This window comes from Pseudomonas sp. TH32 (genome assembly GCF_016650855.1).
In the GTDB taxonomy this organism is placed as follows: domain Bacteria; phylum Pseudomonadota; class Gammaproteobacteria; order Pseudomonadales; family Pseudomonadaceae; genus Aquipseudomonas.
Window position 1 is genome coordinate 693,279 of the sequence record NZ_JAEKFA010000001.1, and the last position, 24,709, is coordinate 717,987.

Consider the following 24,709-nt stretch of genomic DNA (forward strand, 5'->3'; position numbering starts at 1 on the left):
TTATTGATGACCAACATGAGCCGGACAGCGGTTTGCACAACCGCTTGTAGGAGCCATAATGCCCGCCATGAATTTTCCCAGACTCTGAAGGATCGCCCGTGAGCCAATCCCTGATTGCAGCCCTACAAAACCCGGCCCTGTTTCCCCATCCTGTGGATAAGTTCCAAGTCATCGAAACCCATATTTCCTGGGTCCTGCTCACGGGTGACTACGCCTATAAGATGAAGAAGCCGGTCAATTTCGGCTTCCTCGACTTCACCTCCCTGGAAGCCCGCGGCCACTTCTGCAATGAAGAACTGCGCCTCAACCAGCGCCTGACCGAGGATTTGTATCTGGAAGTGTTGCCAATCACCGGCAGCGCTGAAGCACCGCAGTTAGGCGGCGACGGCCCAGTACTCGACTACGTGTTGAAAATGCGCCAGTTCCCGCAAAGCCAGCTGCTTAGCACCCTGCAAGCCAACGGCGAGCTGACCAGCGCGCACATCGACGAAATGGCCAGGCAGATTGCGCACTTTCACCTGAATGCCCCCAAAGTGCCGGCCACCCACTCCGCCGGCACGCCGCACGATGTCATGGCACCGGTGCTGCAGAACTTCGAGCAGATCCGCCCGTTCCTCAGCGACAAGGCCGACCTGGCACAACTGGAAGCCCTGCAGGCTTGGGCCGAAAGCAGCTTTGAGCGCCTCAAGCCACTGTTCGAACAACGCAAGCTCAATGGTTTCACCCGCGAATGCCACGGTGATATCCACCTGGGCAACGCCACGATGATTGATGGCCACGTGGTGATCTTCGACTGCATCGAGTTCAACGAGCCGTTCCGCTTCACCGACGTGTATGCCGACACCGGTTTCCTGGCGATGGACCTGGAAGACCGTGGCCTCAAGAGCCTCGCGCGACGTTTCATCAGCCAGTACCTGGAGCTGACCGGCGACTATCAGGGCCTGGAGGTGCTGAACTTCTACAAAGCCTATCGCGCCCTGGTACGCGCCAAGGTCGCCCTGTTCAGCATGCCTTCCGAAGCGGACGCAGTGCAGCGCGCGACCACCCTGCGCCAATACCGCAACTACGCCAACCTGGCGGAAAGCTACAGCACCATCCCATCGCGCTTCCTGGCCATCACCCACGGCGTATCGGCCGTCGGCAAAAGCCATGTGTCCATGCGCCTGGTAGAAGCACTGGGGGCAATTCGCCTGCGTTCGGACGTGGAGCGCAAGCGCTTGTTCGGTGAGCAGAAGGTCGAGAACACCCCGCAGGCCGGAATCTACGCAGCAGACGCCAGCGCCGCGACCTACGCACGCTTGAACGAAATCGCCGACACTGTACTGCGCGCCGGTTTCCCGGTGGTGCTGGATGCCACCTTCCTCAAGCGCGAGCAACGCGATGCTGCGGCCAAAATCGCCGAGGCCACCGGCGCGCCGTTCCTGATCCTGGACTGCAATGCGCCACAGGCCGTTATCGCCGCGTGGTTGGCACAACGTCAGGCGGACAAGAACGATCCATCCGACGCCACCCTGACCATCATCGAAGAGCAACAGGCTAGCCGTGACCCACTCAGCGCCGAAGAGCTGCTGCTTAGCAAGCGCGTGGAGACCAACGAAAGCGGGACCCTGGACGCACTGGTGGCACATATTCGCCAGCGCTTGCCGGGCCTGTAAGAAATATTTCTTGGTCGTGTAGCCTTCCGGGGCTCACGATCAAGCAATAGTGGCACTATAATGGCGTCATAATTCCAACACGGGAGTCGCCATTGTGAGCCAGCCGAAGCTACTTGATACCCCGCTTTACGCGCTTCTGCATAAAGATGACATCCGCGGCTTCAACCAGGAGCGCCCTAAAGGCGGCGTTATCGATATGCGTGGCGGCGACTTTCGCGGCCTGGACCTGCGCGACCTGAATGCCGAAGGTGTGGATTTTACCGACGCTTATTTCCGCTCCGCCGACTTGCGCGGCCTGGATTTGCGTGGGTGCCCGCTGGAAGGTGCGAGCCTGGCGCACGCACAGATCTCCGGCGCTTACTTCCCACCCGAGTTGAGCGCCGACGAGATCCTGATGTCCGTCAACTTCGGCACACGTTTGCGCTATCGCACACGGTAACTAGCTGCATCTGCCCCCGGCTACGCGCAAGGTGTACCGGGGGCATTACCCTTTCCTACGCCAAAATCCACGCCCGCCTTAGAAGCTTTTAGGTCGTTGCCGACCAAAGAACTACGCTTTTCCTACTGAGCGCTACACTCCTTTCAGGCTTGCCTGGTCACGATACCCACCGAACCATTCGGCCGTCGCAAGGAGGCTTGATGAATGATGAGTTGCAACACCTGAAAAACCTTGGCAAGACATCGGCGCAATGGCTGCATGCGGTGGGCATCCACAGCGCCTCTGATCTACGCCGCCTGGGGGCAGTCGACGCTTACCGTGCTGTACGCACCCGTGGCTTCAGGGCATCCAAAGTGCTGCTGTACGCCATTGAAGGTGCACTGATGGATGTGCACTGGAATGACATTCCCGTTGAGCGCAAGGAGGCATTGAACCGTCAGCTGGACGCTCTTTCCGCTCGCCAAAAGAATTGAGACGGCAATTTGCACCCGCGTTTCCGGGGATTCCGAACACATGTTTGAGGAAATTCAAAAAGCCCGCAAAAACAAATGTTGACTCTCAAATGAGAATCGTTATGATTATCACAACTGGTCGCGAGATCAGCCGATAACTGAAAGACCATTGGTTCGGACTCTCAGATTATCTCCTCATCAGGCTAATCACGGTTATTTGACCCGGCTCTTGCCGGGTCTTTTTTTGCCCGTAAAAAAGCGGTGATTTTCAGCGTGCAATGATCAACGGATGCCCGCGCTCCGGATGCGGCTGCACCAACACATCCAGCCCGAACACCGCCTTGAGCGGCTCCGGGCGCAAGACCTGCGCAGGTGTATCCAGCGCGTGGGGTCGCCCATCCTCCAGCAACAGGATGCGATCGCAGTAGCGCGCCGCCAGGTTCAGGTCATGAAGGATCACCAGCACTGCCGCGCCACGGTCGGCAAAGGTGCGGATCGCTTGCAAAGTGGTGTGCTGGTGCAGCGGATCAAGCATCGACGTCGGCTCATCCAGCAACAAAGTCTGCCCTGCCTCCCCGGGCCACAGCTGCGCCAGCACGCGCGCCAGGTGCACGCGCTGGCGCTCGCCGCCCGACAATGCCAGGTAGCTGCGACCGCTCAGGTGTCCGACGTCGGCGGCCTGCAGGGCCGCGTCGATGATTTCGTCGTCACGCACACGGCCGGTCTGATGGGGCAAACGGCCCATGCCGACAACCTCTTCGACACGAAAGGCAAAATCCAGGGTCGAGGTCTGCGGCAGGACCGCCAGGCGCTGGGCACGTTGTGCGCCGCCCCAGTCCTTCAACTCGCGCTGATCCAGCCACACACGACCCTGATCAGGCTGCAGCTCGCCGCATAACGCACCGAGCAAGGTACTTTTTCCCGCACCGTTGGGACCCAATACACCGAGCACTTCACCCGGCAGCAGATCCAGGGTGACGTCCGCCAATACGGTTTTGCGCCCTCGGCGAATCTGCAGGTCTTCTACTCGCAGCATCAAGCGCGCCCTCGCAACAACAGGTAGAGAAAAAACGGCGCACCGATAAACGCGGTAACAATGCCGATCGGCAACTCCGCCGGCGCCAAGGCCAGGCGTGCCACCAGATCGGCAAACAACAGCAAACTCGCCCCCGCCAGCACGGAAGCCGGCAGCAATACCCGATGATCAGGCCCCGCCAACAGGCGGACCAGATGCGGCACCACCAACCCGACAAAGCCGATCATCCCCGCCGCCGCCACGGCGGCGCCCACACCCAGCGCGGTGCAGAACACCAGTTCGCGCTTGAGACCTTCAACATCAATGCCCAAGTGGCTCGCTTCCGACTCGCCCAGCAGCAGTGCATTCAGCGCCTTGGCGCGGCGCGGCAGCCACAGGGCGACGGCGGCGCTCACCAGCAGCAGCGGCCATAAGCGCGAATAACTCGCGCCATTCAGGCTGCCCAGGTTCCAGAACGTCAGGGTGCGCAAGGTGGCGTCGTCTGCCAGGTAGGTGAACAGGCCCACCGCCGAACTGGCGAGGGCCGTCAGGGCAATACCGGCCAGCAGCATGGTGGCGACATTGGTTTGGCCGTTGCGCCGCCCCAGGCGATAGACCAGCGCCGTCACTCCCAGGCCGCCGAGAAAGGCGCACAGCGACAACAGGTAAGGCCCGAAGGCATCCGGCAGACCTCCAAAGAATGATCCACCGACAATCGCAATCGCCGCGCCCAGCGCCGCACCACTGGAAACCCCGACCAGGCCGGGGTCGGCCAAGGGGTTGCGAAACAGCCCCTGCATGGCAACGCCCGAAAGCGCCAACACGCCTCCCACTGCCAGGCCCAACAGCGTGCGGGGCAGGCGAATCTGCCCGAGAATCAGCTCAGCCTGTTCCAGCCCCTGAGCCTCGATCGGCACACCCAGCAAGCGCAGGGCTGCCCGCAGTGTGTCCATCAACGGCAGGCTGACCGGCCCCAAGGCCAGTGACAGCCAGATCGCCAACACACACAACAGGCTCAAGCCGATAAACAGGGTGCGCGGTTTAACCAGAGTGGTCATGGGGCGGTTTTAGCCTGGGACGGATAGAACCCGGCGGACAGCTTGACCAGGCTTTGTGGCAGACGCGGCCCAAGCCCGCCGACCAGCAACGTGGGGTCCAGCTCATAGACCCGACCGTTCTTGGCCGCCGGCGTTGACGCCAGGATCGGGTTCTCCTTGAACAGCGCCGCGCGGGCCGCATCGCCCGTCAGGGCGCGGTCGGCAAACACCAGCACTTCAGGATTGAGCCCCGCCAGGGACTCCACGGAAAACGGTTTGTAACCACTGTGGGTCGCCAGGTTATGGCCGCCGGCCTGTTGCAGCATCCAGTCAGCGGCCGTGTCTTTACCCGCGATCAGCGGTTTGCCACCGGCATGCCCCAGCAGCAACAGCACGCCTGGGGCCTTTTGTGTGGCCTGCGCCTTGGTCACCCAGGTCTTTTGTTGATCCAGTTGTTGCTGATAGTCGCTGAACAGCTCCGCAGCCTTGGCTTCACTGCCCAGCAATTTGCCCAAATGCTGAAGGTTGCCTTGCAGAGTCGGCAAGTCCGGCTCGGCCGAAAACAGCTCCACTTTCACACCGGCATTGCGGATTTGCGCCAGAACCGGCGGCGGGCCCATTTCCTCGGTGCCCACCAGGATTTGCGGGCGCAGGCTGAGAATGCCTTCCGCCGATAACTGACGCTGATAACCGATGCTCGGCAACGCCTTGAGGGATTCAGGATGCTGACTGGTGGTATCCACGCCCACCAACTTTGACTCACCGCCCAGGGCTGTCACCCATTCCGACAACGCACCACCAGCGCTGACCCAGCGTTGTGGCAGTTCAGAGGCCTGGGCCCCAGCGTTGACCAGCAGTCCGACAACGAGCGCAATAGCACTGGCACTCAGGCGCATAAAAGGGTTTCCTTCCAAGGGGTGGGCCCGCTGAAACACTCGCAATGTGACAGATCCAGGCTGCCCGACATCGTACAGAGCGCCCAGTCAGCTTACGGGCGAAGCCGGCATTTGATAATTGTTTGCATTTGCACGTCAAGCACCGGGCTCTCCAGCAAAACCAGGATAGCCTTGCAGCCCGCAAACGGCGGCACTTAAGGACCTATATGAAGTTTCTCTGCGCCTCCAGCGAACTCGCACCCAACGCGAGCCTCGGCTTCGATATCGACGGCCGCAAGTTGTTGGCAGTGCGCCGTGATGGCGTTGCCTACTTCTATATCAACCGTTGCCCACATCGCGGGGTACCGCTGGAATGGCAGCCGCACCAGTTTCTCGACCCCAGCGCCAGCCTGATCCAGTGCGCCACCCATGGTGCGCTGTTCTTGATCGAGAGCGGTGAGTGCGTTGCCGGACCTTGCGCCGGGCAGAGCCTGACCGCCCTGCCCGGCCGCGAGGACGAACAGGGCCTGTGGGTGCAAATCTAGTCGCCGAGCAGCACTTCCAGGCGACGGTCGACGCAGATTTCCTCTGACGTCACCCGCACGCCATACGCCAACACCTCAACACCTGCCGCCTTGGCTTCCCGCAACGCCGCCGCATAACCGGCATCAATTTCTTCGGCAGGACGCACCGAGTCGATCCCCGAGAGGTTGACGCAGTACAGCTGCACCGCACGCACGCCCTCACGCGCCAAGTGCGCCAACTCCCGTAGATGCTTGGCTCCACGCTGGGTCACGGCATCGGGAAACGCCGCGGTCGAAGTCCCGTCGAACCCGAGGGTGACGCTTTTCACCTCGACATACGCCGCGCCCGTCGGGTAATCCAGGCGGAAGTCGATCCGGCTGTTTTCCTGACCGTAAGGCACTTCACGCTTGAGCGCCGTAAAGCCATTGAGTTCGGTGATCAGCCCGGCCCGCAGCGCTTCTTCCACCAACTGATTGGCCCGCGCCGTGTTCACACACGCCAGGCGCCCTTGAGGGGTTTCGCTGATTTCCCAAGTGCCGGGCAGCTTGCGCTTGGGGTCATTGGAGCGGCTGAACCAGACCTGGCCACCTTCCACCATGCAGTTGAACATCGAGCCGGTGTTCGGGCAGTGAATGGTCAGCAACTCGCCGGTAACGGTTTCGATATCGGCGAGAAAACGCTTGTAACGGCGGATCAGCCGGCCTTCTTCGAGGGGAGGATTAAAGCGCATCAGCCTTGCCAGCTCCGCAAGCCACGGGCAATCCGCTCAACGGCCTCCTGTAGGCGATCAAGGTTTTGCGTGTAGGCAAAACGCACGTGGTGACCAGCTTGATAACGGCCGAAATCCAGGCCCGGGGTGAACGCCACGTGCTCGGTTTCGAGGAAGTGCCGGCAAAAAGCGAAGGCATCTCCGCCGAATGCGCTGATATCGGCGTACAGGTAGAACGCACCTTCCGGCTCAACGGCGATGCCAAACCCCAGCTCCCGCAAGGCGGGCAGCAGGAAGTCGCGGCGCCGACCAAACTCGGCCCGGCGATCCTCAAGAATGTTCAATGTTTCCGGGGTAAAACAGGCCAGGGCCGCGTGCTGGGCCATGCTCGGCGCACTGATGTAGAGATTCTGCGCAAGCTTCTCCAATTCACCGACCGCTGCAGGCGGCGCTACCAGCCAGCCCAGGCGCCAGCCGGTCATTCCGAAATACTTCGAAAAACTATTTAGAACGAAGGCTTCATCGTCGACTTCCAGCACACTGGCGGCGTCGGTGCCGTAGGTCAGGCCGTGATAGATCTCGTCCACCACCAGGTGCCCGTTGCGCGCCTTGATGGCGCTCGACAACCCCGCCAACTCATCCCGCGTCAGGATGGTGCCGGTCGGGTTCGCGGGCGAGGCAACCAATGCGCCCACACTGTCCTGGTCCCAATGGCGCGCAACCAGGTCTGCGGTCAATTGATAACGCACGTCGGGGCCGACCGGGACCAGTTGGGCCGCGCCTTCCACCAGTCGCAGGAAGTGCCGGTTGCACGGGTAGCCGGGGTCTGCCAGCAGCCAGTGCTTGCCAGGATCCACCAGCAAACTGCTCGCCAGCAGCAGGGCACCGGAGCCGCCGGGGGTGATCAGAATTCGCTCAGGATCGATGCTCAACCCATAGCGCTGCTGGTAGAAACCGCTGATGGCTTCACGCAACTCCGGCAGCCCGCGGGCCGCGGTATAGCGGGTCTTGCCGTTGGCCAGCGCCGCCTGCCCGGCCTTGATGATGGGCTCGGCGGTGGTGAAGTCCGGCTCGCCGATTTCCAGGTGAATCACGTCATGGCCGGCGGCCTGCAACTCATTGGCCCGCGCCAGCAACGCCATGACATGGAAAGGTTCGATAGCGCGGCTGCGCGCACTGTAGGGCTGAGCCATTAGCCTTCCTTAACTGTGAGGACAAACCCCGATTCTACCCAACCCGCCGCGCAAAACCCGCTCTATTGCCGCAAGAGATGTAGCAAGCGCGGCGGGCAACTACCTGCAAAACAGCTAAAATCAACATTCGAGACCGTACAAGCCCGCCCTGCTGGGGCCTGCGGCGGTTTGCAACCCTCAGGAGACGGGACCTCGACAACCGGGAGTGGCGCACCCCGAATCTATCTGGTAAGTTCGCCCGCTTGCAGCCGCAGGGCCGGCAGGTGTCGGTGATGTTGCAATCCTGCGCAATGGATTAGAAGAGTGAGAGGCGGTCCATTCATGCCCACCCAAGCAAAGCAACAGAGCATCAGCGGCTTCCAACCCTACGTCGAATCGAAGGGTGAGGAATACATGGGCAAGCCCATGCGCGAACACTTCTCCAAGATCCTGAAGCAGTGGAAACAGGACTTGATGCAAGAGGTTGATCGTACCGTTGACCATATGAAGGACGAAGCGGCCAACTTCCCCGACCCGGCAGACCGTGCCAGCCAGGAAGAAGAGTTCGCCCTTGAACTGCGCGCCCGTGATCGCGAGCGCAAGCTGATCAAGAAAATCGACAAGACCCTGCAGCTCATCGAAGACGAAGAGTATGGCTGGTGCGAGTCTTGCGGCGTCGAGATCGGTATTCGTCGCCTGGAAGCGCGTCCTACCGCCGACCTGTGCGTGGACTGCAAGACCTTGGCTGAAATCAAGGAAAAACAGGTCGGCAAGTAATCATTGCCGGGCTGAACAAATGGGGCGTGCGAACGCCCCATTTTTGTTTCTGGCGTTTGCCGGTTTTCCAGTAATATCCGGCCCATGACTGCCTCCTCCTATATCGGGCGTTTCGCCCCCACGCCCAGCGGACACCTGCATTTCGGTTCCCTGGTCGCCGCCCTCGCCTCCTACCTCGACGCCCGTGCCAATCAAGGCCGCTGGCTGATGCGCATGGAAGACCTCGATCCGCCTCGGGAAGAGCCCGGCGCCCAGGCAGCCATCCTCAATGCCCTGGAAAGCTACGGCTTCGAATGGGACGGGGAACTGGTCCGACAAAGCGAACGCCACGATGCCTACGCCGAGGTGCTCAATCGCCTGTTCAATCATGGCCTGGCCTACGCCTGCACCTGTTCGCGCAAGCAACTGGAACCCTACAACGGGATTTATCCGGGACTGTGCCGCAATGCCGGCCATGACCAGCAAGATGCCGCCATCCGCCTGCGGGTACCGGAGCTGGAATATCATTTCACCGACCGCGTACAAGGCGAATTCCGACAGCATCTGGGCCGCGACGTCGGCGACTTCATCATCCGCCGCCGGGACGGCCTGTATGCCTATCAACTGGCGGTAGTCCTCGATGATGCCTGGCAAGGGGTGACCGACATCGTGCGTGGCGCCGACCTGCTCGACTCCACGCCACGCCAACTGTACCTGCAAGAGCTGCTCGGCCTGCGCCAACCGCGCTACCTGCATGTACCGCTGATCATCCAGCCAGACGGTAACAAACTGGGCAAATCCTACCGTTCACCGCCCTTGACCACCGACCAAGCCACGCCTTTGCTGTTAAGAGCGCTGCGCGCCTTGGGCCAGCAAGCGGGCGACGAACTGAACCACGCCAGCCCACGGGAACTGCTGGATTGGGGCATTCAACACTGGGACGCCGCACAGATCCCGCGCACACTCACGCTGGCCGAAGCGCAATTGCGCTGAAGGCGCTTGCAGCTTGTGAGCCATCCGTTACCATCGCCGCAGTTTTTCAATCAGAGGCCAACATGTACATCTATCGATTGGTCCTGCTGCTGGTCGTCGGGATCTACCTGTTTTCTCCCGCCATCATGGATTGGTGGATCGACGCCACAGGCGCCTGGTACCGGCCCTATCTGCTTTGGCTGATTCTGATCGTCGTGACTTTCATCCTGCAGAGCCAAAAAGATGCCGATGAGCTTTAGCCTGACCGAGATGCTGCTGATCAGCGCCGCCTACCTGGCCGCGCTGTTCGGGGTAGCCTGGATCAGTGAACGTGGAATGATTCCGCGGGCGATCATTCGCCATCCGTTGACCTACACCTTGTCGTTGGGCGTGTACGCCAGCGCCTGGGCGTTTTATGGCACGGTGGGCCTGGCCTATCAGTACGGTTACGGCTTTCTTTCCAGTTATCTCGGGGTGTCGGGGGCGTTTTTGCTGGCGCCGGTGCTGTTGTATCCGATCCTGAAAATCACCCGCACCTATCAGCTGTCGTCCCTGGCCGACCTGTTTGCGTTCCGTTTTCGCAGCACCTGGGCCGGTGCGCTGACCACGATTTTCATGCTGATTGGCGTGCTGCCGTTGCTGGCCTTGCAGATTCAGGCCGTGGCCGACTCCATCAGCATCCTGACGCGCGAGCCGGTGCAGCACCGAGTTGCATTGAGTTTCTGTGCGCTGATTACCCTGTTCACGATCTTCTTCGGCTCACGGCATATCGCCACCCGTGAGAAACATGAAGGCCTGGTGTTCGCCATCGCATTTGAATCGGTGATCAAGCTGATCGCCATTGGCGGCGTCGGCCTGTACGCGCTCTATGGCGTATTCGACGGCCCGCAACAACTGGAACTCTGGCTGCTGCAAAACCAGACGGCCCTGGCCGCGCTGCACACACCATTGCAGGAAGGCCCATGGCGCACGCTGCTGTTGGTGTTTTTCGCCTCGGCCATCGTGATGCCGCACATGTACCACATGACCTTCACCGAAAATCTCAACCCGCGCTCGCTGGTCAGCGCCAGTTGGGGCTTGCCGCTGTTCCTGCTGCTGATGAGCCTGGCGGTGCCGCTGATCCTGTGGGCCGGCCTGAAGCTTGGCGCCACCACTAATCCGGAATACTTCACCCTGGGCGTCGGCATTGCCGCCAACAGCAAGTCACTGGCGCTGTTGGCGTATGTCGGCGGGTTATCGGCCTCCAGCGGGCTGATCATCGTCAGCACCCTGGCGCTGTCGGGGATGGCGCTCAATCACCTGGTGCTGCCGCTCTACCAGCCGCCGGCCGAAGGCAATATCTACCGCTGGCTGAAATGGACCCGCCGGGCCCTGATCGTCGCGATCATCATGGCCGGCTATGGCTTCTACCTGTTGCTGGGTGCCGAGCAGGACCTGGCCAACCTGGGCATCGTCGCCTTTGTGGCCACGTTGCAGTTCCTGCCGGGCGTGCTGTCGGTGCTGTACTGGCCGACCGCCAACCGTCGTGGCTTTATCGCCGGGCTGCTGGCAGGGATCCTGGTGTGGACCGTGACCATGCTGTTGCCACTGGTGGGCAACTTGCAGGGCTTCTACATCCCGCTGTTGAACATGATCTACGTGCTGGATGACACCAGTTGGCACATGGCGGCGATTGCTTCCCTGGCGGCCAACGTGCTGATGTTCACCCTGATCTCGCTGTTTACCAACGCCAGTCCTGAAGAAACCAGCGCGGCCGAAGCCTGCGCGGTAGACAACGTACGCCGCCCGCAACGCCGAGAACTGCACGCCGCCTCCCCCCAGGAATTTGCCACGCAACTGGCCAAACCGCTGGGCGCCAAGGCTGCGCAGAAGGAAGTCGAACAGGCCCTGCGCGATCTCTACCTGCCGTTCGACGAGCGCCGGCCGTATGCGTTGCGCCGCCTGCGGGACCGCATCGAAGCCAACCTTTCCGGCTTGATGGGCCCAAGCGTGTCCCAGGACATGGTCGAGACCTTCCTGCCCTACAAGGCTGGCGGCGAAAACTACGTGACCGAAGACATCCATTTCATCGAGAGCCGGCTGGAGGACTACCACTCCCGCCTCACCGGCCTTGCCGCCGAGCTCGACGCCCTGCGCCGCTATCACCGCCAGACATTGCAGGAACTGCCGATGGGCGTCTGCTCCCTGGCCAAGGATCAAGAGATCCTGATGTGGAACAAGGCCATGGAAGAACTCACCGGCATCGCCGCCCAGCGCGTGGTGGGCTCGCGCCTGAACACCATTGGCGACCCGTGGAAAGAATTGCTCCAGGGCTTCATCAACCTGCCCGACGAACACTTGCACAAACAGCACCTGGCCCTCGACGGCCAGACCCGCTGGCTCAACCTGCACAAGGCCGCCATCGACGAGCCCCTGGCGCCCGGTAACAGCGGCCTGGTACTGCTGGTGGAAGACTTGACCGAAACCCAGATGCTCGAAGACAAGCTGGTGCACTCCGAGCGCTTGGCCAGCATCGGACGTTTGGCTGCCGGCGTGGCCCACGAGATCGGTAATCCGATCACCGGTATCGCCTGCCTCGCGCAAAACCTGCGGGAAGAGCGCGAAGAAGACGGCGAGATCACCGAAATCAGCGGGCAGATTCTCGAGCAGACCAAACGCGTTTCCCGCATCGTGCAGTCGCTGATGAGCTTTGCCCACGCGGGCGCCCACCAGAATCACGACGAAGCCGTGTGCCTGGCTGAAGTCGCCCAGGATGCCATTGGGCTGCTGGCCTTGAACCGGCGCAATTTCGAAGTACAGTTCTTTAACCTGTGCGATCCGGAACATTGGGTCGACGGTGACTCACAACGCCTGGCCCAGGTGCTGATCAACCTGCTGTCCAACGCCCGTGACGCATCGCCGGCCGGCAGCGCAGTACGGGTCAAGAGCGAGGCTTTCGAGCACACGGTCGATTTGATCGTGGAGGACGAAGGCAGCGGCATTCCACAGAACATCATGGACCGATTGTTCGAACCCTTCTTCACCACCAAGGATCCGGGTGAAGGTACCGGTCTGGGCCTTGCACTGGTCTATTCCATCGTTGAAGAGCATTATGGACAAATCACCATCGACAGCCCGGCTGACACCGAAAGCCAACGCGGCACCCGTATTCGGGTGACCTTGCCGCGTCATGTCGAAGCGACGTCCGCTGTGAACTGAGACCGTCGAGAGAGTTGAATCAATGCCGCACATTTTGATCGTCGAAGACGAAACCATTATCCGCTCTGCCTTGCGTCGCCTGCTTGAACGTAATCAGTACCAGGTCAGCGAAGCCGGCTCGGTGCAGGAAGCCCAAGAGCGTTTCAGCATTCCCACGTTCGACCTGATCGTCAGTGACCTACGTTTGCCGGGCGCCCCTGGCACCGAGTTGATCAAACTCGGCCAAGGCACCCCGGTGCTGATCATGACCAGCTACGCCAGCCTGCGTTCTGCTGTGGACTCGATGAAGATGGGCGCGGTGGACTACATCGCCAAACCTTTCGACCACGACGAAATGCTCCAGGCCGTGGCCCGCATCCTGCGTGACCGCCAATCCGCCAGCAGCGCACCGGCTGAGCGCCCGGTAGCGGGCAAGGCCGTCAACGGCGCTGAGAAACCCGGCGTTGATAACAGTAATGGCGAAATCGGCATCATCGGCTCCTGCCCACCGATGCAGGACCTGTACAGCAAGATCCGCAAAGTGGCGCCAACCGACTCCAATGTATTGATCCAGGGCGAGTCGGGTACCGGTAAAGAACTGGTGGCCCGCGCCCTGCACAACCTGTCCAAGCGCGCCAAGGCACCGATGATCTCGGTGAACTGCGCGGCGATCCCGGAATCCCTGATCGAATCCGAATTGTTCGGCCATGAAAAAGGCGCCTTTACCGGCGCCAGCGCTGGCCGTGCGGGTTTGGTTGAAGCCGCTGACGGCGGCACGTTGTTCCTCGACGAAATTGGCGAACTGCCGCTGGAAGCCCAGGCACGCTTGCTGCGGGTCCTTCAGGAAGGTGAAATCCGCCGCGTCGGCTCGGTTCAGTCGCAGAAGGTCGACGTGCGACTGATTGCGGCCACGCACCGTGACCTGAAAAGCCTGGCCAAGATCGGCCAGTTCCGTGAAGACCTTTATTACCGCCTGCACGTGATCGCACTCAAACTGCCGGCCCTGCGTGAACGCGGCGCCGACGTCAACGAGATCGCCACCGCGTTCCTGGCGCGCCAAAGTGCGCGCATCAACCGAACCGACCTGAAGTTTGCCGCCGATGCCGAACAGGCTATCCGCCACTACTCCTGGCCCGGTAACGTGCGGGAGTTGGAGAACGCGGTAGAGCGCGCGGTGATTCTGTCGGAGAGCCCGGAAATTTCCGCCGAGCTGCTGGGGATCGATATCGAACTCAGCGACCTGGACGATGACGACTTCATCGGCCTGCCGCCGCAGCAGGGTGGCAGTAACAACAGCCACGAGCCGACGGAAGATTTGTCACTGGAAGATTACTTCCAGCATTTCGTCCTCGAGCACCAGGACCACATGACCGAGACCGAACTGGCGCGCAAACTGGGCGTCAGCCGTAAATGCCTGTGGGAACGGCGCCAGCGCCTGGGTATCCCGCGGCGTAAAACCGGGGTTGCCAGCGAAAGCTGAGTGGGTCGCCCCCACAGGTAACACCCTCAGATGTGAAAAAACTGTTACCGCTGATTTTTCACGTAACAAAAGCCGGGGCTTACGGTAACGAAGCCCCGGCTTTTTTTCGCCTTCAAAAAAGCCGAAAACGCCTCGAACCCCTTATTTTGCTGGGCTTCGCAAAAGTTGGCACGCACCCTGCTATATGCTTAGTACAAAAACAATAACAAGCAAATGTACAAGACAATAAAAATAAGACGAATCGACTCACGCATAACAAAAACAACACGGCGGAGGCGCAGCTAACTGATTCTTTTGGAGAGGCGTTGCATTTGGGGCTTGCCCCGCAACCAGGCCGAGAACAACAAAAACTGCCCTAAGGCAGAGCCTGAACTGGTTGGATCGTAGATCAGCAACACAGCGACCAAAGCAATCCGTTTGCTCTTGGCTCCCGATTGGGAGTGTCATGAAGGTGAAGCTTCATGGCGAGGGCGATCAACAAAAACAAGAAGCCCGAAACCAATAATAAAAATAGAGCACGCAACTACTTCTGGGGGAGCTTCGGCTCCCCTTGTAGTTTCCGCGATTTGGCGCTTGCCACCCTTCTTTTAAGCTTCTGGCTCAAGCCTTGCAGCTAGTTCCTACACCATCCCCTGACTAAATGCTAGAATCCCCGCCCATCATGCGGTCATTCTTCGTTATGGCCGAACATTCCTTCAAACAGTGCATCCCATGCTGAAGAAGTTGTTCCAGTCATTCCGTTCTCCCTTGCGTCGTACGCAACACAAACGCAGCACGCCTGAAGTGCTCAACAGCAGCCAGCATTCGCTGCAACGCGCCCAGTTCAGCCGTTATGCGGTGAACATCGTCGAACGTTTGCAGAACGCCGGCTACCAGGCTTACCTGGTTGGCGGTTGCGTGCGCGACATGTTGCTCAACATCACTCCCAAGGATTTCGACGTCGCCACCAGCGCCACGCCGGAACAGGTGCGTGCCGAATTCCGCAATGCGCGGATCATCGGCCGGCGCTTCAAGTTGGTGCATATCCACTTTGGTCGCGAGATCATCGAGGTCGCGACCTTCCGTGCCAACCACCCGCAAAACGATGAAGAAGAAGACACTAACCAGTCTTCCCGCAATGAAAGCGGACGCATCCTGCGGGACAATGTCTACGGCACCCTGGAAGAAGACGCGCAACGCCGCGACTTCACCATCAATGCCTTGTATTACGATCCGGTCAGCGAGCGCATTCTCGATTACGCCAATGGCGTACACGACATCCGCAACAACCTGCTGCGCCTGATCGGCGACCCGACGCAACGCTACCAGGAAGACCCGGTGCGCATGCTGCGGGCGGTGCGTTTTGCCGCGAAGCTGAACTTTGGGATCGAGAAGCACACGGCCGCGCCGATTCGCGACCTGGCACCGATGCTGCGGGAAATCCCCTCGGCCCGGTTGTTCGAAGAGGTGCTCAAGCTGTTCCTCTCCGGTTATGCCGCCGACACCTTCGAAATGCTGGTGGACCTGCAGTTGTTCGACCCCTTGTTCCCGGCCAGCGCCGAAGCACTGGAGTACAACCCGACCTACACCCACACGCTGATCAGCGAAGCCTTGATCAACACCGACCTGCGCATCAAGCAGAACAAACCGGTCACCCCGGCGTTCCTGTTTGCCGCCCTGTTGTGGCCAGCGCTTCCAAAACGCGTGATGCGCCTGCAAGACCGAGGCATGCCGGCAATTCCTGCCATGCAGGAGGCCGCTCACGAGCTGATCGCCGAGCAATGCCAGCGCATCGCCATCCCGAAACGCTTCACCATGCCGATCCGCGAGATCTGGGACATGCAGGAGCGCCTGCCACGCCGCAGCGGCAAACGCGCCGACCTGCTGCTGGACAACCCGCGCTTCCGTGCCGGCTACGACTTCCTGCTGCTGCGCGAAAGCGCCGGCGAGCAGACCGACGGCCTGGGCGAATGGTGGACCGACTACCAGGACGCCAACGACAGCCAGCGCCGCGAGATGATCAAAGAGCTCAGCAGCAAAGGTGAAGCCACTGGCGATGGCCCGAAAAAGCGCCGCCGCAGCAGTGGCAGCAAGCGCAAACGCAGCGCTGGCGACGCCTCGAGCGCGTCTGGCGAGTAAGCCCGTGGAACGTATCTACATCGGCATGGGCAGCAATCTGGCGGCCCCTGAACAACAATTGCGCCATGCCGTCGAGGCCTTGGCGCAATTGCCGGACACCACGCTGGCGGGCGTCTCTGCCTTCTATCAAAGTGACTCCCTGCTCCCGGGCCAACCGCGCTACACCAATGCGGTCGCGGCCCTGGACAGCGCCCTTGCGCCACTGGAACTGCTCGATGCGCTGCAAGCCATCGAGAATGACCAGGGCCGCGAGCGTCTCGAGCGTTGGGGCCCGCGCACCCTCGACCTGGACATCCTGGTGTTTGGCGACCGGCTGATCGACGAGCCACGCCTGAAGGTGCCGCACTATCAAATGCACCTGCGGGCATTCGTGCTGTACCCGCTGGCAGAACTGGCCCCCGCCGGCCTGCAACTGGCCGACGGCCGCTTGCTTAGTGACCTGCTGGACGCCTGCCCGTTTGTCGGCCTGGAACGTCTCGCGCCTGCTGAATCGCATCAGTAACAGCGGTAACACCATCGCCGTAACAATGCGGTAACACATCCAATTGACTTCCAGAGTTCTCCTCACGACTATAGGCGTCCCGCTGCCGCCTACCCGGCGCTAAAGGGCGCAATCCAGGCCTTATAAGCACTGATCCTTAAGAAAGTGCGCCTGTATAAACGAAGACTCACGCGCGTTACTCGCTGTTTCCAAGCGCCTGAATGAGGACCCTTTTCATGCCAAACGTTACCCTGAGCACCTTGCAGAGCCTCAAGCTCAAAGGTGAAAAGATCACCATGCTGACCTGCTACGACGCCACTTTTGCCCAGGCCAGCAGCCAGGCAGGAGTTGAAGTGTTGCTGGTGGGGGATTCCCTGGGCATGGTTCTACAAGGGAATGACAGCACCCTGCCCGTGACCAACGATGAAATCGCCTACCACACGGCCTGCGTCAAACGCGGCAACGAGGGCGCCTTCATCATTGCCGACCTGCCCTTCATGGCCGATGCCACCATCGAACAGACGCTGACCAACAGCGCTCAACTGATGCGTGCCGGTGCTCACATGATCAAGGTTGAAGGTGCCGCCTGGCTTGCCGAGTCGATCCGCCTGCTGGCCGAGCGTGGCGTGCCGGTTTGCGCGCACATGGGCCTGACGCCACAGTCGGTCAATATCCTCGGCGGCTACAAGGTGCAAGGCCGCGGCGAAGCCCAGGCGCGCCAGATGCGCGCGGATGCCATCGCCCTGGAACAGGCCGGTGCGTGCATGATTTTGCTGGAATGCGTACCCAGCGAACTGGCAGCGGAAATCACCCAGGCGGTCAAGGTACCGGTGATCGGTATCGGCGCAGGCGCTGACACCGACGGCCAGGTTCTGGTACTGCACGACATGCTGGGCCTGTCCCTCACCGGCCGCGTACCCAAGTTCGTGAAAAACTTCATGACCGGCCAGGACAGCATCCAATCGGCAATCGCCGCCTACGTCAGCGAAGTCAAAGCCGTCACCTTCCCGGGCGCCGAACACGGATTCTCTGCATGAACACCGTCAAGACCGTGCGCGAACTGCGCGCCGCCGTCGCCCATGCCCGCAGCGCGGGCAAACGCATCGGCTTCGTGCCCACCATGGGCAACCTGCACAGCGGCCATGCCACGCTGGTCACCAAGGCCGCGCAACAAGCGGACTTCGTGGTCGCGAGCATTTTCGTCAACCCGCTGCAATTTGGCGCCGGCGAAGACCTGGACAAGTACCCGCGTACCCTGGCGGCCGACCAGGAGAAACTTCTGCAGGCCGGCTGCAACCTGCTGTTCGCCCCCACCGTTGACGAGATGTACCCCGACGGCATGGCCGGCCAGACGCGCGTCAGCGTGCCGCAACTGTCCGAAGGCCTGTGCGGCGCCAGCCGTCCGGGGCATTTTGAAGGTGTGGCCACGGTGGTCAGCAAGCTGTTCAACATGGTCCAGCCGGACCTGGCGATCTTTGGCCAGAAGGACTACCAGCAACTGGCGGTCATTCGCGCCATGGTCCATGACCTGAACATGCCGATCCAGATTATCGGCGAGCCCACCGTACGGGCCGATGATGGCCTGGCACTGTCATCGCGTAACGGTTACCTCACCGAGGAGCAGCGAGCCATCGCACCGGTGCTGTACCGCAGCCTCAGCCAGATTGCGACGGCGATTGAAGCCGGCGACCGCGACTTCGCCACACTGCGCGCCGCACAGGTCCGGCAGATCGAAGCCGCAGGCTTTCGCATGGATTACCTGGAGGTCCGCCAGGGCGTGCACCTGCGTCCGGCCACCGCTGAAGACCGGGACGTGGTGATTCTGGTCGCTGCCTACCTCGGCGCCACCCGCCTGATCGACAACCTGCATTTGCAGCTGAACTGACCCCGCGACACACCCCGCCTGTTGCACTGCCTGATCGGCCGGTATAAAAAAGTACCGGCCACAGCGCAGACAAAGCCAAGACAGATCGACACGCTAGGTTTAATGTATTCGCCCTACGCTATTCGTTGGCGTCGACCGGAGCCTGTCATCTTCACAAAGACAGGACATTCCCGGCTTTAAAGTGTCCTAAAAGCAGTCCCAGCAATAAAAAGGAAACCCGCAGCGATGGCGTACTACCGCACTCCTCATGACGTTACCGCTCTGCCCGCCTGGCAAGCGCTCAATCAACATCGCCAAGCCATGCAGGATTTCAGCATGCGCGAAGCCTTTAATGCCGATCCCCAGCGCTTTACCCAGTTCACCTTGAGCAGCTGCGGACTTTTCCTCGATTACTCGAAAAACCTGATCACCAGCGAAACCCGCGACCTGCTGGTGGGCCTGGCCAAGGAAGTCGACCTTCAAGGCGCGATCAAGTCGTTGTTCAACGGCGAGCCGGTCAACTCTTCCGAAGGCCGTCCGGCGCTGCACACCGCGCTGCGTCGTCCGGTGGGTGACAAGCTGTCGGTCAATGGCGTGAACATCATGCCGGACGTGCACAAGGTGCTGAACCAGATCACTGACCTGGTCGGCCGCATCCACGACGGCCTGTGGCGTGGCTACACCGAGAAGCCGATCACCGACGTGGTGAACATCGGTATCGGTGGCTCGTTCCTCGGCCCGGAGCTGGTCTCCGAAGCGCTGTTGTCCTACGCCCACAAAGGCGTGCGCTGCCATTACCTGGCGAACATCGACGGCAGCGAGTTCCACGAGCTGACCATGAAGCTGCGCGCCGAGACCACGCTGTTCATCGTCTCGTCCAAATCCTTCAACACCCTCGAAACCCTGAAGAACGCCCAGGCCGCCCGCGCCTGGTACCTGGCCCAGGGTGGTTCGGAAGCCGAGCTGTATCGCCACTTCATCGCCGTATCCAGCAACAACGCGGCCGCCGTGGCCTTCGGTATCCGCGAAGAAAACATCTTCCCGATGTGGGACTGGGTCGGCGGTCGTTACTCGCTGTGGTCGGCCATCGGCCTGCCGATTGCGCTGGCCATCGGCATGTCCAACTTCAAGGAACTGCTGTCCGGTGCCTATACCATGGACCAGCATTTCCAGACCGCACCGTTCGAGGCGAACATGCCGGTGCTGCTGGGCCTGCTGGGCGTGTGGTACGGCAACTTCTGGGGCGCGCAGAGCCATGCGATCCTGCCGTACGACCACTACCTGCGGAACATCACCAAGCACTTGCAACAGCTGGACATGGAATCCAACGGCAAGAGCGTGCGCCAGGACGGTACGCCGGTTTCCACCGACACCGGCCCGGTTATCTGGGGCGGCGTAGGCTGCAACGGCCAGCACGCTTACCACCAGTTGCTGCACCAAGGCACCCAACTGATCCCGGCCGATTTCATCGTGCCGATCGTCAGCTTCAACCCGGTCTCCGACCACCATCAGTGGCTGTACGCCAACTGCCTGTCCCAGAGCCAGGCACTGATGCTGGGCAAGACCCGCGTCGAAGCTGAAGCCGAACTGCGCGAAAAAGGCATGGCCGAAGCCGAAGTGCAGAAACTTGCACCCCACAAGGTGATCCCGGGTAACCGCCCGAGCAACACCATTGTGGTTGAGCGCATCAGCCCTCGCCGCCTCGGCGCGCTGGTGGCGATGTATGAGCACAAAGTGTTCGTGCAGAGCGTCATCTGGGGCATCAATGCCTTCGACCAATGGGGCGTGGAGCTGGGCAAGGAGCTGGGCAAAGGCGTCTACAACCGCCTGACCGGCACTGAAGAACAGCCTGCGGACGATGCGTCCACCCAAGGGTTGATCAACTACTTCCGCGGTCGTCACCGCGGTTGAGGGTATGCCTGCAAGGCCAACGTCTGTTTGGACGTTGGCCTTGAACCCGCCTGCCACAGGGTGCATCTTTATTGCTTGTCGCAAAAACAAGAATAAGGATCCCTCATGTTCGATATCAGCACGTTCCCCACCGCCGATGCCGTCCGCCGGGCTGCGCAACTCAGTCAAGAGGACTACCAGCGCCTCTACCGCCAATCCGTCGAGCAACCCGACACGTTCTGGGCCGAACAGGCCAAGCGCTTTCTCGACTGGACCACGCCTTGGCACACCGTCCAGCAGTCCGACATCAAGACCGGCGCCGCCCAATGGTTTGCCGGCGGCCAACTGAACGTCAGCTTCAACTGCATCGACCGTCACCTGGCACAACGCGCCGATCAACCGGCCTTCATCTGGGAAGGCGATGATCCTGCAAAGTCTTCCAAAATCACCTACCGCCAACTCCACCAAAACGTCAGCCGCCTGGCCAATGTGCTGAAAAACCGTGGTGTGAAGAAAGGCGACCGCGTGTGCATCTACATGCCAATGATTCCGGAGGCGGCCTACGCGATGCTGGCCTGCACGCGGATCGGCGCGGTGCATTCGGTGGTGTTTGGTGGCTTCTCGCCGGACGCCCTGCGCGACCGCATTCTCGACGCCGACTGCCGCACGGTGATCACCGCCGATGAAGGCGTGCGCGGTGGCAAGCCAGTGGCGCTGAAACAAAATGTCGACAAGGCCCTGGCCAGTTGCCCGGGCGTCAGCACGGTACTGGTGGTGCAGCGCACCGGTGCGGCGCTCAGTTGGACTGAAGGGCGCGACCTCAAGTATCAACAGGCCCTGGACGCGGCCAGCGACGATTGCCCGCCCGAGCCGATGGACGCCGAAGACCCGCTGTTTATCCTCTACACCTCCGGCAGCACCGGCAAACCCAAAGGCGTGCTGCACACCACCGGCGGCTACCTGCTGCAAGCCGCAATGACCTTTAAATACGTGCTCGACTACCGCGAAGGCGAAGTGTTCTGGTGCACCGCCGACGTGGGCTGGGTGACCGGCCACAGCTATATCGTCTACGGCCCGCTGGCCAATGGCGCCACCTCGCTGATGTTCGAAGGCGTGCCGAGCTACCCCGACAGCTCGCGCTTCTGGCAGGTGATCGACAAACATCAGGTCAACATCTTCTACACCGCACCCACCGCCCTGCGCGCGCTGATGCGTGAAGGGCATGGCCCGCTGGAAAACACTTCCCGCGCCAGCCTGCGCCTGCTGGGTAGCGTCGGCGAGCCGATCAACCCGGAAGCCTGGGACTGGTACTTCAACGCGGTCGGCGAACAACGCTGCCCTATTGTCGACACCTGGTGGCAGACCGAAACCGGCGGCATCATGCTCAGCCCGCTGGTCAGCGCCCAGCGCATCAAGCCCGGCTGCGCCACCCAGCCAATGTTTGGCGTGGTGCCGGTGCTGCTCGATGAGCAAGGCAAGGAGATCAGCGGCGCCGGCAGCGGCGTACTGGCGATCAAATCCAGTTGGCCAGGGCAGATCCGCAGCGTGTACGGCGATCCCCAGCGGATGATCGACACCTATTTCAAACCCTACCCCGGCTACTACTTCACCGGCGACGGTGCTCGGCGTGACGAGGACGGTGATTACTGGATCACCGGGCGCATCGATGATGTGATCAACGTGTCCGGGCACCGTATCGGCACCGCCGAGGTGGAAAGTGCCCTGGTGCTGCATGATCAGGTCGCCGAGGCTGCGGTGGTGGGTTATCCCCACGATGTCAAAGGCCAGGGCATCTATGCCTTCGTCACGCCCATGAATGGCGTCGAACCCGACGATGCGTTGAAAAAGCACCTGCTGGACCTGGTGAGCAAGGAAATCGGCAGCTTCGCCAAGCCCGAACTGATTCAATGGGCGCCGACCTTGCCGAAAACCCGCTCAGGCAAGATCATGCGGCGGATTTTGCGCAAGATTGCCTGCAACGAACTGGACAGCCTGGGGGATACTTCCACCCTCGCCGACCCGAGCGTGGTGGACGGCCTGATCGACAAGCGCCTCAACCGATAGGAACCCATGGAATTCATTCGCAGCCGCATCGAAAACCAGCTGATGAGCCTGACCGGTTTGTCGCTGGGCCAACTCGACCTGGAAAACCCCAAGGGCGATCCAGGTCTCTTTGGACCGAACTCGGTGAGCTGGAAGGTCCATGGCGACTTCAGCAGCATGTTGATTGGCGGCATCAGCGCATTGATGTTGCAGGCATTACACCCGCTGGCGCTGGCCGGCGTGTGGGACCACTCGAACTTTCGGCAGGACATGCTAGGGCGTCTACGACGCACCTCGCAGTTTATTTCAGGGACCACGTTCGGTTCGCGGCGTGACGCCGAATGGCTGATCGAGAAAGTGCGCACCATTCACCTGCAAGTGGTCGGCCATGCCCCGGACGGACGACCGTATGCGGCCAGTGACCCCGAACTGCTGACCTGGGTGCATGTGGCAGAGGTCAGCAACTTTCTCGCGGCCCACCTGCGTTATCGCAACCCGGATTTATCCCCCAGAGATCAAGACCGGTACTACAGCGAAATCGCCCTGGTGGCCGAGCAATTGGGCGCGCGCCATGTGCCGCGCTCACGTCAGGAAGTTTCCGATTACCTTGAGCGTATTCGCCCGCAACTGCTGTGTGATGAACGCAGCCACGAAGTCCTGCGCCTGCTGCTTAATGCGCCGTCTCCCAGCACCTTGGCCAAGCCGTTTGGCTCGTTGATGATGCAGGCCGGCATCGACTTGCTGCCGGACTGGGCCAGCGACATGCTCGGGCAGAAGCAAAGCCCGATCCAGCGCCAGATGATCCGCGCGGGGGTCAGGCGCAGCGCGCCGTTGTTGCGCTGGGCCATGCGCAATGGTTCGGTGCAACGGGCCCACAGGCGGATGGGCCTGCTGGAGCCATAACTGTTAAACTCCCGCGCCCCAATTACCCCGCAAGGCGCGCACTATGTCTCCCTTGAATCAGGCGCTGCGCGCCGCCCTCGATCATCGCCAGGACTTGCTTGCCGAGCTGCATGCCCAAGGCACCGATTGCTATCGCCTGTTCCACGGCAGCCAGGAAGGCGCTGGCGGCCTGACCATCGACCGTTACGGCCCGCAACTGCTGGTGCAGAGCTTTCACCAGTCGCTGGAAAGTGAAGACCTGCTGCAATTGCACCAGGCGATCAACCAGCACCTGGGGCTGGAGCTGCTGCTGGTCTACAACGATCGCTCCCGGGGCAACTCGCGCATCGACCGTGAAGACACGGTGTACCGCGCGGAACCTGCGGCCCTGGAAGACTTGATCGGCCACGAATGGGGCCTCAATTACCGCGTACGCGGGCGACACGCCGGGCAAGACCCGCTGCTGTTCCTGGACCTGCGCAACACCCGTGGCTGGGTCAAGGCACACAGTGCCGGCAAAAGCGTGCTGAACCTGTTTGCCTACACCTGCGGCGTAGGCCTGAGCGCCGCTGCCGGTGGCGCCCGCGAGGTGTGCAACCTGGACTTTGCCGAGGGCAACCTGGCGGTCGGTCGCGAAAACGGTCAACTCAACCCGCAATTGCCGACGATGGAATTCGTGCAGTCGGATTATTTCCCGGCAATCCGCCAACTGGCGGGCCTGCCCATCAGCCAGCGTCGCGGTCAGAAACTGCCGAGCTATCCACGCCTGGGTCAACGCCAGTACGACCTGGTGCTGCTCGACCCGCCCGCCTGGGCCAAGAGCGCTTTCGGCACCGTCGACCTGCTGCGCGACTACCAGAGCCTGCTCAAGCCTGCGCTGCTGGCCACTGCCGATGACGGTGTGCTGATCTGCTGCAACAACCTGGCAAAAGTCAGCATGGACGACTGGCGCGACCAGGTCCTGCGCTGCGCCGAAAAGGCCGGGCGCCCGGTACGCGACTGGCAGGTCATGACACCCGGCGCAGACTTCCCGTCGCAGGACCAACAGCCACCGCTGAAGACCCTGATCCTGCAGCTGTAAGACTTGTCCCAAAAGGGCCCGGGCTCAGTAATAAAGGCCCGGTTCTTCGGAACCGTAAACCCGTGCCATACTCCAAGGCACTCTTG

At 61.2% G+C, this 24,709-nt stretch carries 22 protein-coding genes; 17 read left to right on the plus strand and 5 right to left on the minus strand.

The window, feature by feature from the left end; translation table 11 throughout:
* Positions 1-98 precede the first annotated feature (98 nt).
* From JFV30_RS03270 to JFV30_RS03280, 3 genes are all read left to right on the plus strand, one after another.
* Positions 99-1,655, plus strand: coding sequence for an AAA family ATPase (locus tag JFV30_RS03270; RefSeq protein ID WP_201121882.1), 1,557 nt, complete (start codon positions 99-101; stop codon positions 1,653-1,655).
* Positions 1,656-1,749: 94 nt separating this feature from the next.
* Positions 1,750-2,094, plus strand: coding sequence for a pentapeptide repeat-containing protein (locus tag JFV30_RS03275; protein WP_010174417.1), 345 nt, complete (start codon positions 1,750-1,752; stop codon positions 2,092-2,094).
* A gap of 200 nt (positions 2,095-2,294) precedes the next feature.
* Complete coding sequence (locus tag JFV30_RS03280; protein WP_010174414.1) at positions 2,295-2,567, plus strand: TfoX/Sxy family protein; 273 nt, start codon at positions 2,295-2,297, stop codon at positions 2,565-2,567.
* A gap of 247 nt (positions 2,568-2,814) precedes the next feature.
* On the opposite strand, the gene JFV30_RS03285 is transcribed toward JFV30_RS03280, so the two are convergent.
* From JFV30_RS03285 to JFV30_RS03295, 3 genes are read right to left on the minus strand one after another with little or no spacing between them, the layout of a single operon-like run.
* Positions 2,815-3,582, minus strand: a complete 768-nt coding sequence (locus JFV30_RS03285) for a heme ABC transporter ATP-binding protein (RefSeq protein ID WP_201121885.1) — start codon at positions 3,580-3,582, stop codon at positions 2,815-2,817.
* Positions 3,582-4,565 (minus strand): FecCD family ABC transporter permease, encoded by a 984-nt coding sequence (locus JFV30_RS03290; protein WP_177325012.1) that lies wholly within the window; start codon positions 4,563-4,565, stop codon positions 3,582-3,584. The genes JFV30_RS03285 and JFV30_RS03290 overlap by 1 nt, the downstream gene beginning before the upstream one ends.
* Positions 4,566-4,615: 50 nt before the next feature.
* Complete coding sequence (locus JFV30_RS03295; RefSeq protein WP_169387065.1) at positions 4,616-5,494, minus strand: heme/hemin ABC transporter substrate-binding protein; 879 nt, start codon at positions 5,492-5,494, stop codon at positions 4,616-4,618.
* Between the two features lie 206 nt (positions 5,495-5,700).
* On the opposite strand from JFV30_RS03295, the gene JFV30_RS03300 reads away from it, so the two are divergent.
* Positions 5,701-6,018: a Rieske (2Fe-2S) protein gene (locus tag JFV30_RS03300; protein WP_201121887.1), complete on the plus strand. Its 318-nt coding sequence runs from the start codon at positions 5,701-5,703 to the stop codon at positions 6,016-6,018.
* On the opposite strand, the gene sfsA is transcribed toward JFV30_RS03300, so the two are convergent.
* The gene (gene sfsA / locus JFV30_RS03305; protein ID WP_010174405.1) at positions 6,015-6,728 is read right to left on the minus strand and encodes a DNA/RNA nuclease SfsA; all 714 of its coding nucleotides are present in this window, start codon (positions 6,726-6,728) and stop codon (positions 6,015-6,017) included. The genes JFV30_RS03300 and sfsA overlap by 4 nt on opposite strands.
* Entirely contained in the window at positions 6,728-7,900 is a 1,173-nt protein-coding gene (locus JFV30_RS03310) for a pyridoxal phosphate-dependent aminotransferase (protein WP_201121889.1), read from the minus strand. The genes sfsA and JFV30_RS03310 overlap by 1 nt, the downstream gene beginning before the upstream one ends.
* 321 nt (positions 7,901-8,221) lie before the next feature.
* Here JFV30_RS03310 and dksA point away from each other — a divergent pair, with 321 nt between their 5' ends.
* From dksA to JFV30_RS03375, 13 genes are all read left to right on the plus strand, one after another.
* Positions 8,222-8,656 carry an RNA polymerase-binding protein DksA gene (gene dksA / locus JFV30_RS03315; RefSeq protein WP_010174401.1) on the plus strand — a complete coding sequence of 145 codons (435 nt, stop codon included), beginning with the start codon at positions 8,222-8,224 and terminating at the stop codon, positions 8,654-8,656.
* 84 nt (positions 8,657-8,740) lie between these two features.
* Positions 8,741-9,628 carry a tRNA glutamyl-Q(34) synthetase GluQRS gene (gene gluQRS, locus JFV30_RS03320; protein WP_201121891.1) on the plus strand — a complete coding sequence of 296 codons (888 nt, stop codon included), beginning with the start codon at positions 8,741-8,743 and terminating at the stop codon, positions 9,626-9,628.
* 62 nt (positions 9,629-9,690) lie between these two features.
* Positions 9,691-9,867, plus strand: coding sequence for a hypothetical protein (locus JFV30_RS03325; RefSeq protein ID WP_003176118.1), 177 nt, complete (start codon positions 9,691-9,693; stop codon positions 9,865-9,867).
* Complete coding sequence (locus JFV30_RS03330; RefSeq protein ID WP_029616058.1) at positions 9,851-12,805, plus strand: sensor histidine kinase; 2,955 nt, start codon at positions 9,851-9,853, stop codon at positions 12,803-12,805. Before JFV30_RS03325 ends, JFV30_RS03330 begins: the two co-directional genes overlap by 17 nt.
* 22 nt (positions 12,806-12,827) lie before the next feature.
* Positions 12,828-14,264, plus strand: a complete 1,437-nt coding sequence (locus JFV30_RS03335) for a sigma-54-dependent transcriptional regulator (RefSeq protein ID WP_201121893.1) — start codon at positions 12,828-12,830, stop codon at positions 14,262-14,264.
* 711 nt (positions 14,265-14,975) lie between these two features.
* Entirely contained in the window at positions 14,976-16,382 is a 1,407-nt protein-coding gene (locus JFV30_RS03340; protein ID WP_010174368.1) for a polynucleotide adenylyltransferase PcnB, read from the plus strand.
* A gap of 4 nt (positions 16,383-16,386) precedes the next feature.
* On the plus strand, positions 16,387-16,884 hold the full coding sequence (folK, locus tag JFV30_RS03345; protein ID WP_010174366.1) for a 2-amino-4-hydroxy-6-hydroxymethyldihydropteridine diphosphokinase: 498 nt from the start codon (positions 16,387-16,389) through the stop codon (positions 16,882-16,884).
* Positions 16,885-17,099: 215 nt separating this feature from the next.
* Positions 17,100-17,900, plus strand: a complete 801-nt coding sequence (panB, locus tag JFV30_RS03350) for a 3-methyl-2-oxobutanoate hydroxymethyltransferase (protein WP_010174364.1) — start codon at positions 17,100-17,102, stop codon at positions 17,898-17,900.
* Positions 17,897-18,748 carry a pantoate--beta-alanine ligase gene (panC, locus tag JFV30_RS03355; RefSeq protein ID WP_010174361.1) on the plus strand — a complete coding sequence of 284 codons (852 nt, stop codon included), beginning with the start codon at positions 17,897-17,899 and terminating at the stop codon, positions 18,746-18,748. The genes panB and panC overlap by 4 nt, the downstream gene beginning before the upstream one ends.
* Before the next feature lie 225 nt (positions 18,749-18,973).
* Positions 18,974-20,638 (plus strand): glucose-6-phosphate isomerase, encoded by a 1,665-nt coding sequence (gene pgi / locus JFV30_RS03360; RefSeq protein WP_201121895.1) that lies wholly within the window; start codon positions 18,974-18,976, stop codon positions 20,636-20,638.
* A 105-nt stretch (positions 20,639-20,743) separates the two neighbouring features.
* Entirely contained in the window at positions 20,744-22,681 is a 1,938-nt protein-coding gene (gene acs, locus JFV30_RS03365) for an acetate--CoA ligase (protein WP_201121898.1), read from the plus strand.
* Between the two features lie 6 nt (positions 22,682-22,687).
* Positions 22,688-23,563 (plus strand): oxygenase MpaB family protein, encoded by an 876-nt coding sequence (locus tag JFV30_RS03370; RefSeq protein ID WP_169387060.1) that lies wholly within the window; start codon positions 22,688-22,690, stop codon positions 23,561-23,563.
* Between the two features lie 43 nt (positions 23,564-23,606).
* Entirely contained in the window at positions 23,607-24,623 is a 1,017-nt protein-coding gene (locus JFV30_RS03375; RefSeq protein WP_201121900.1) for a class I SAM-dependent rRNA methyltransferase, read from the plus strand.
* Positions 24,624-24,709: the final 86 nt, after the last annotated feature.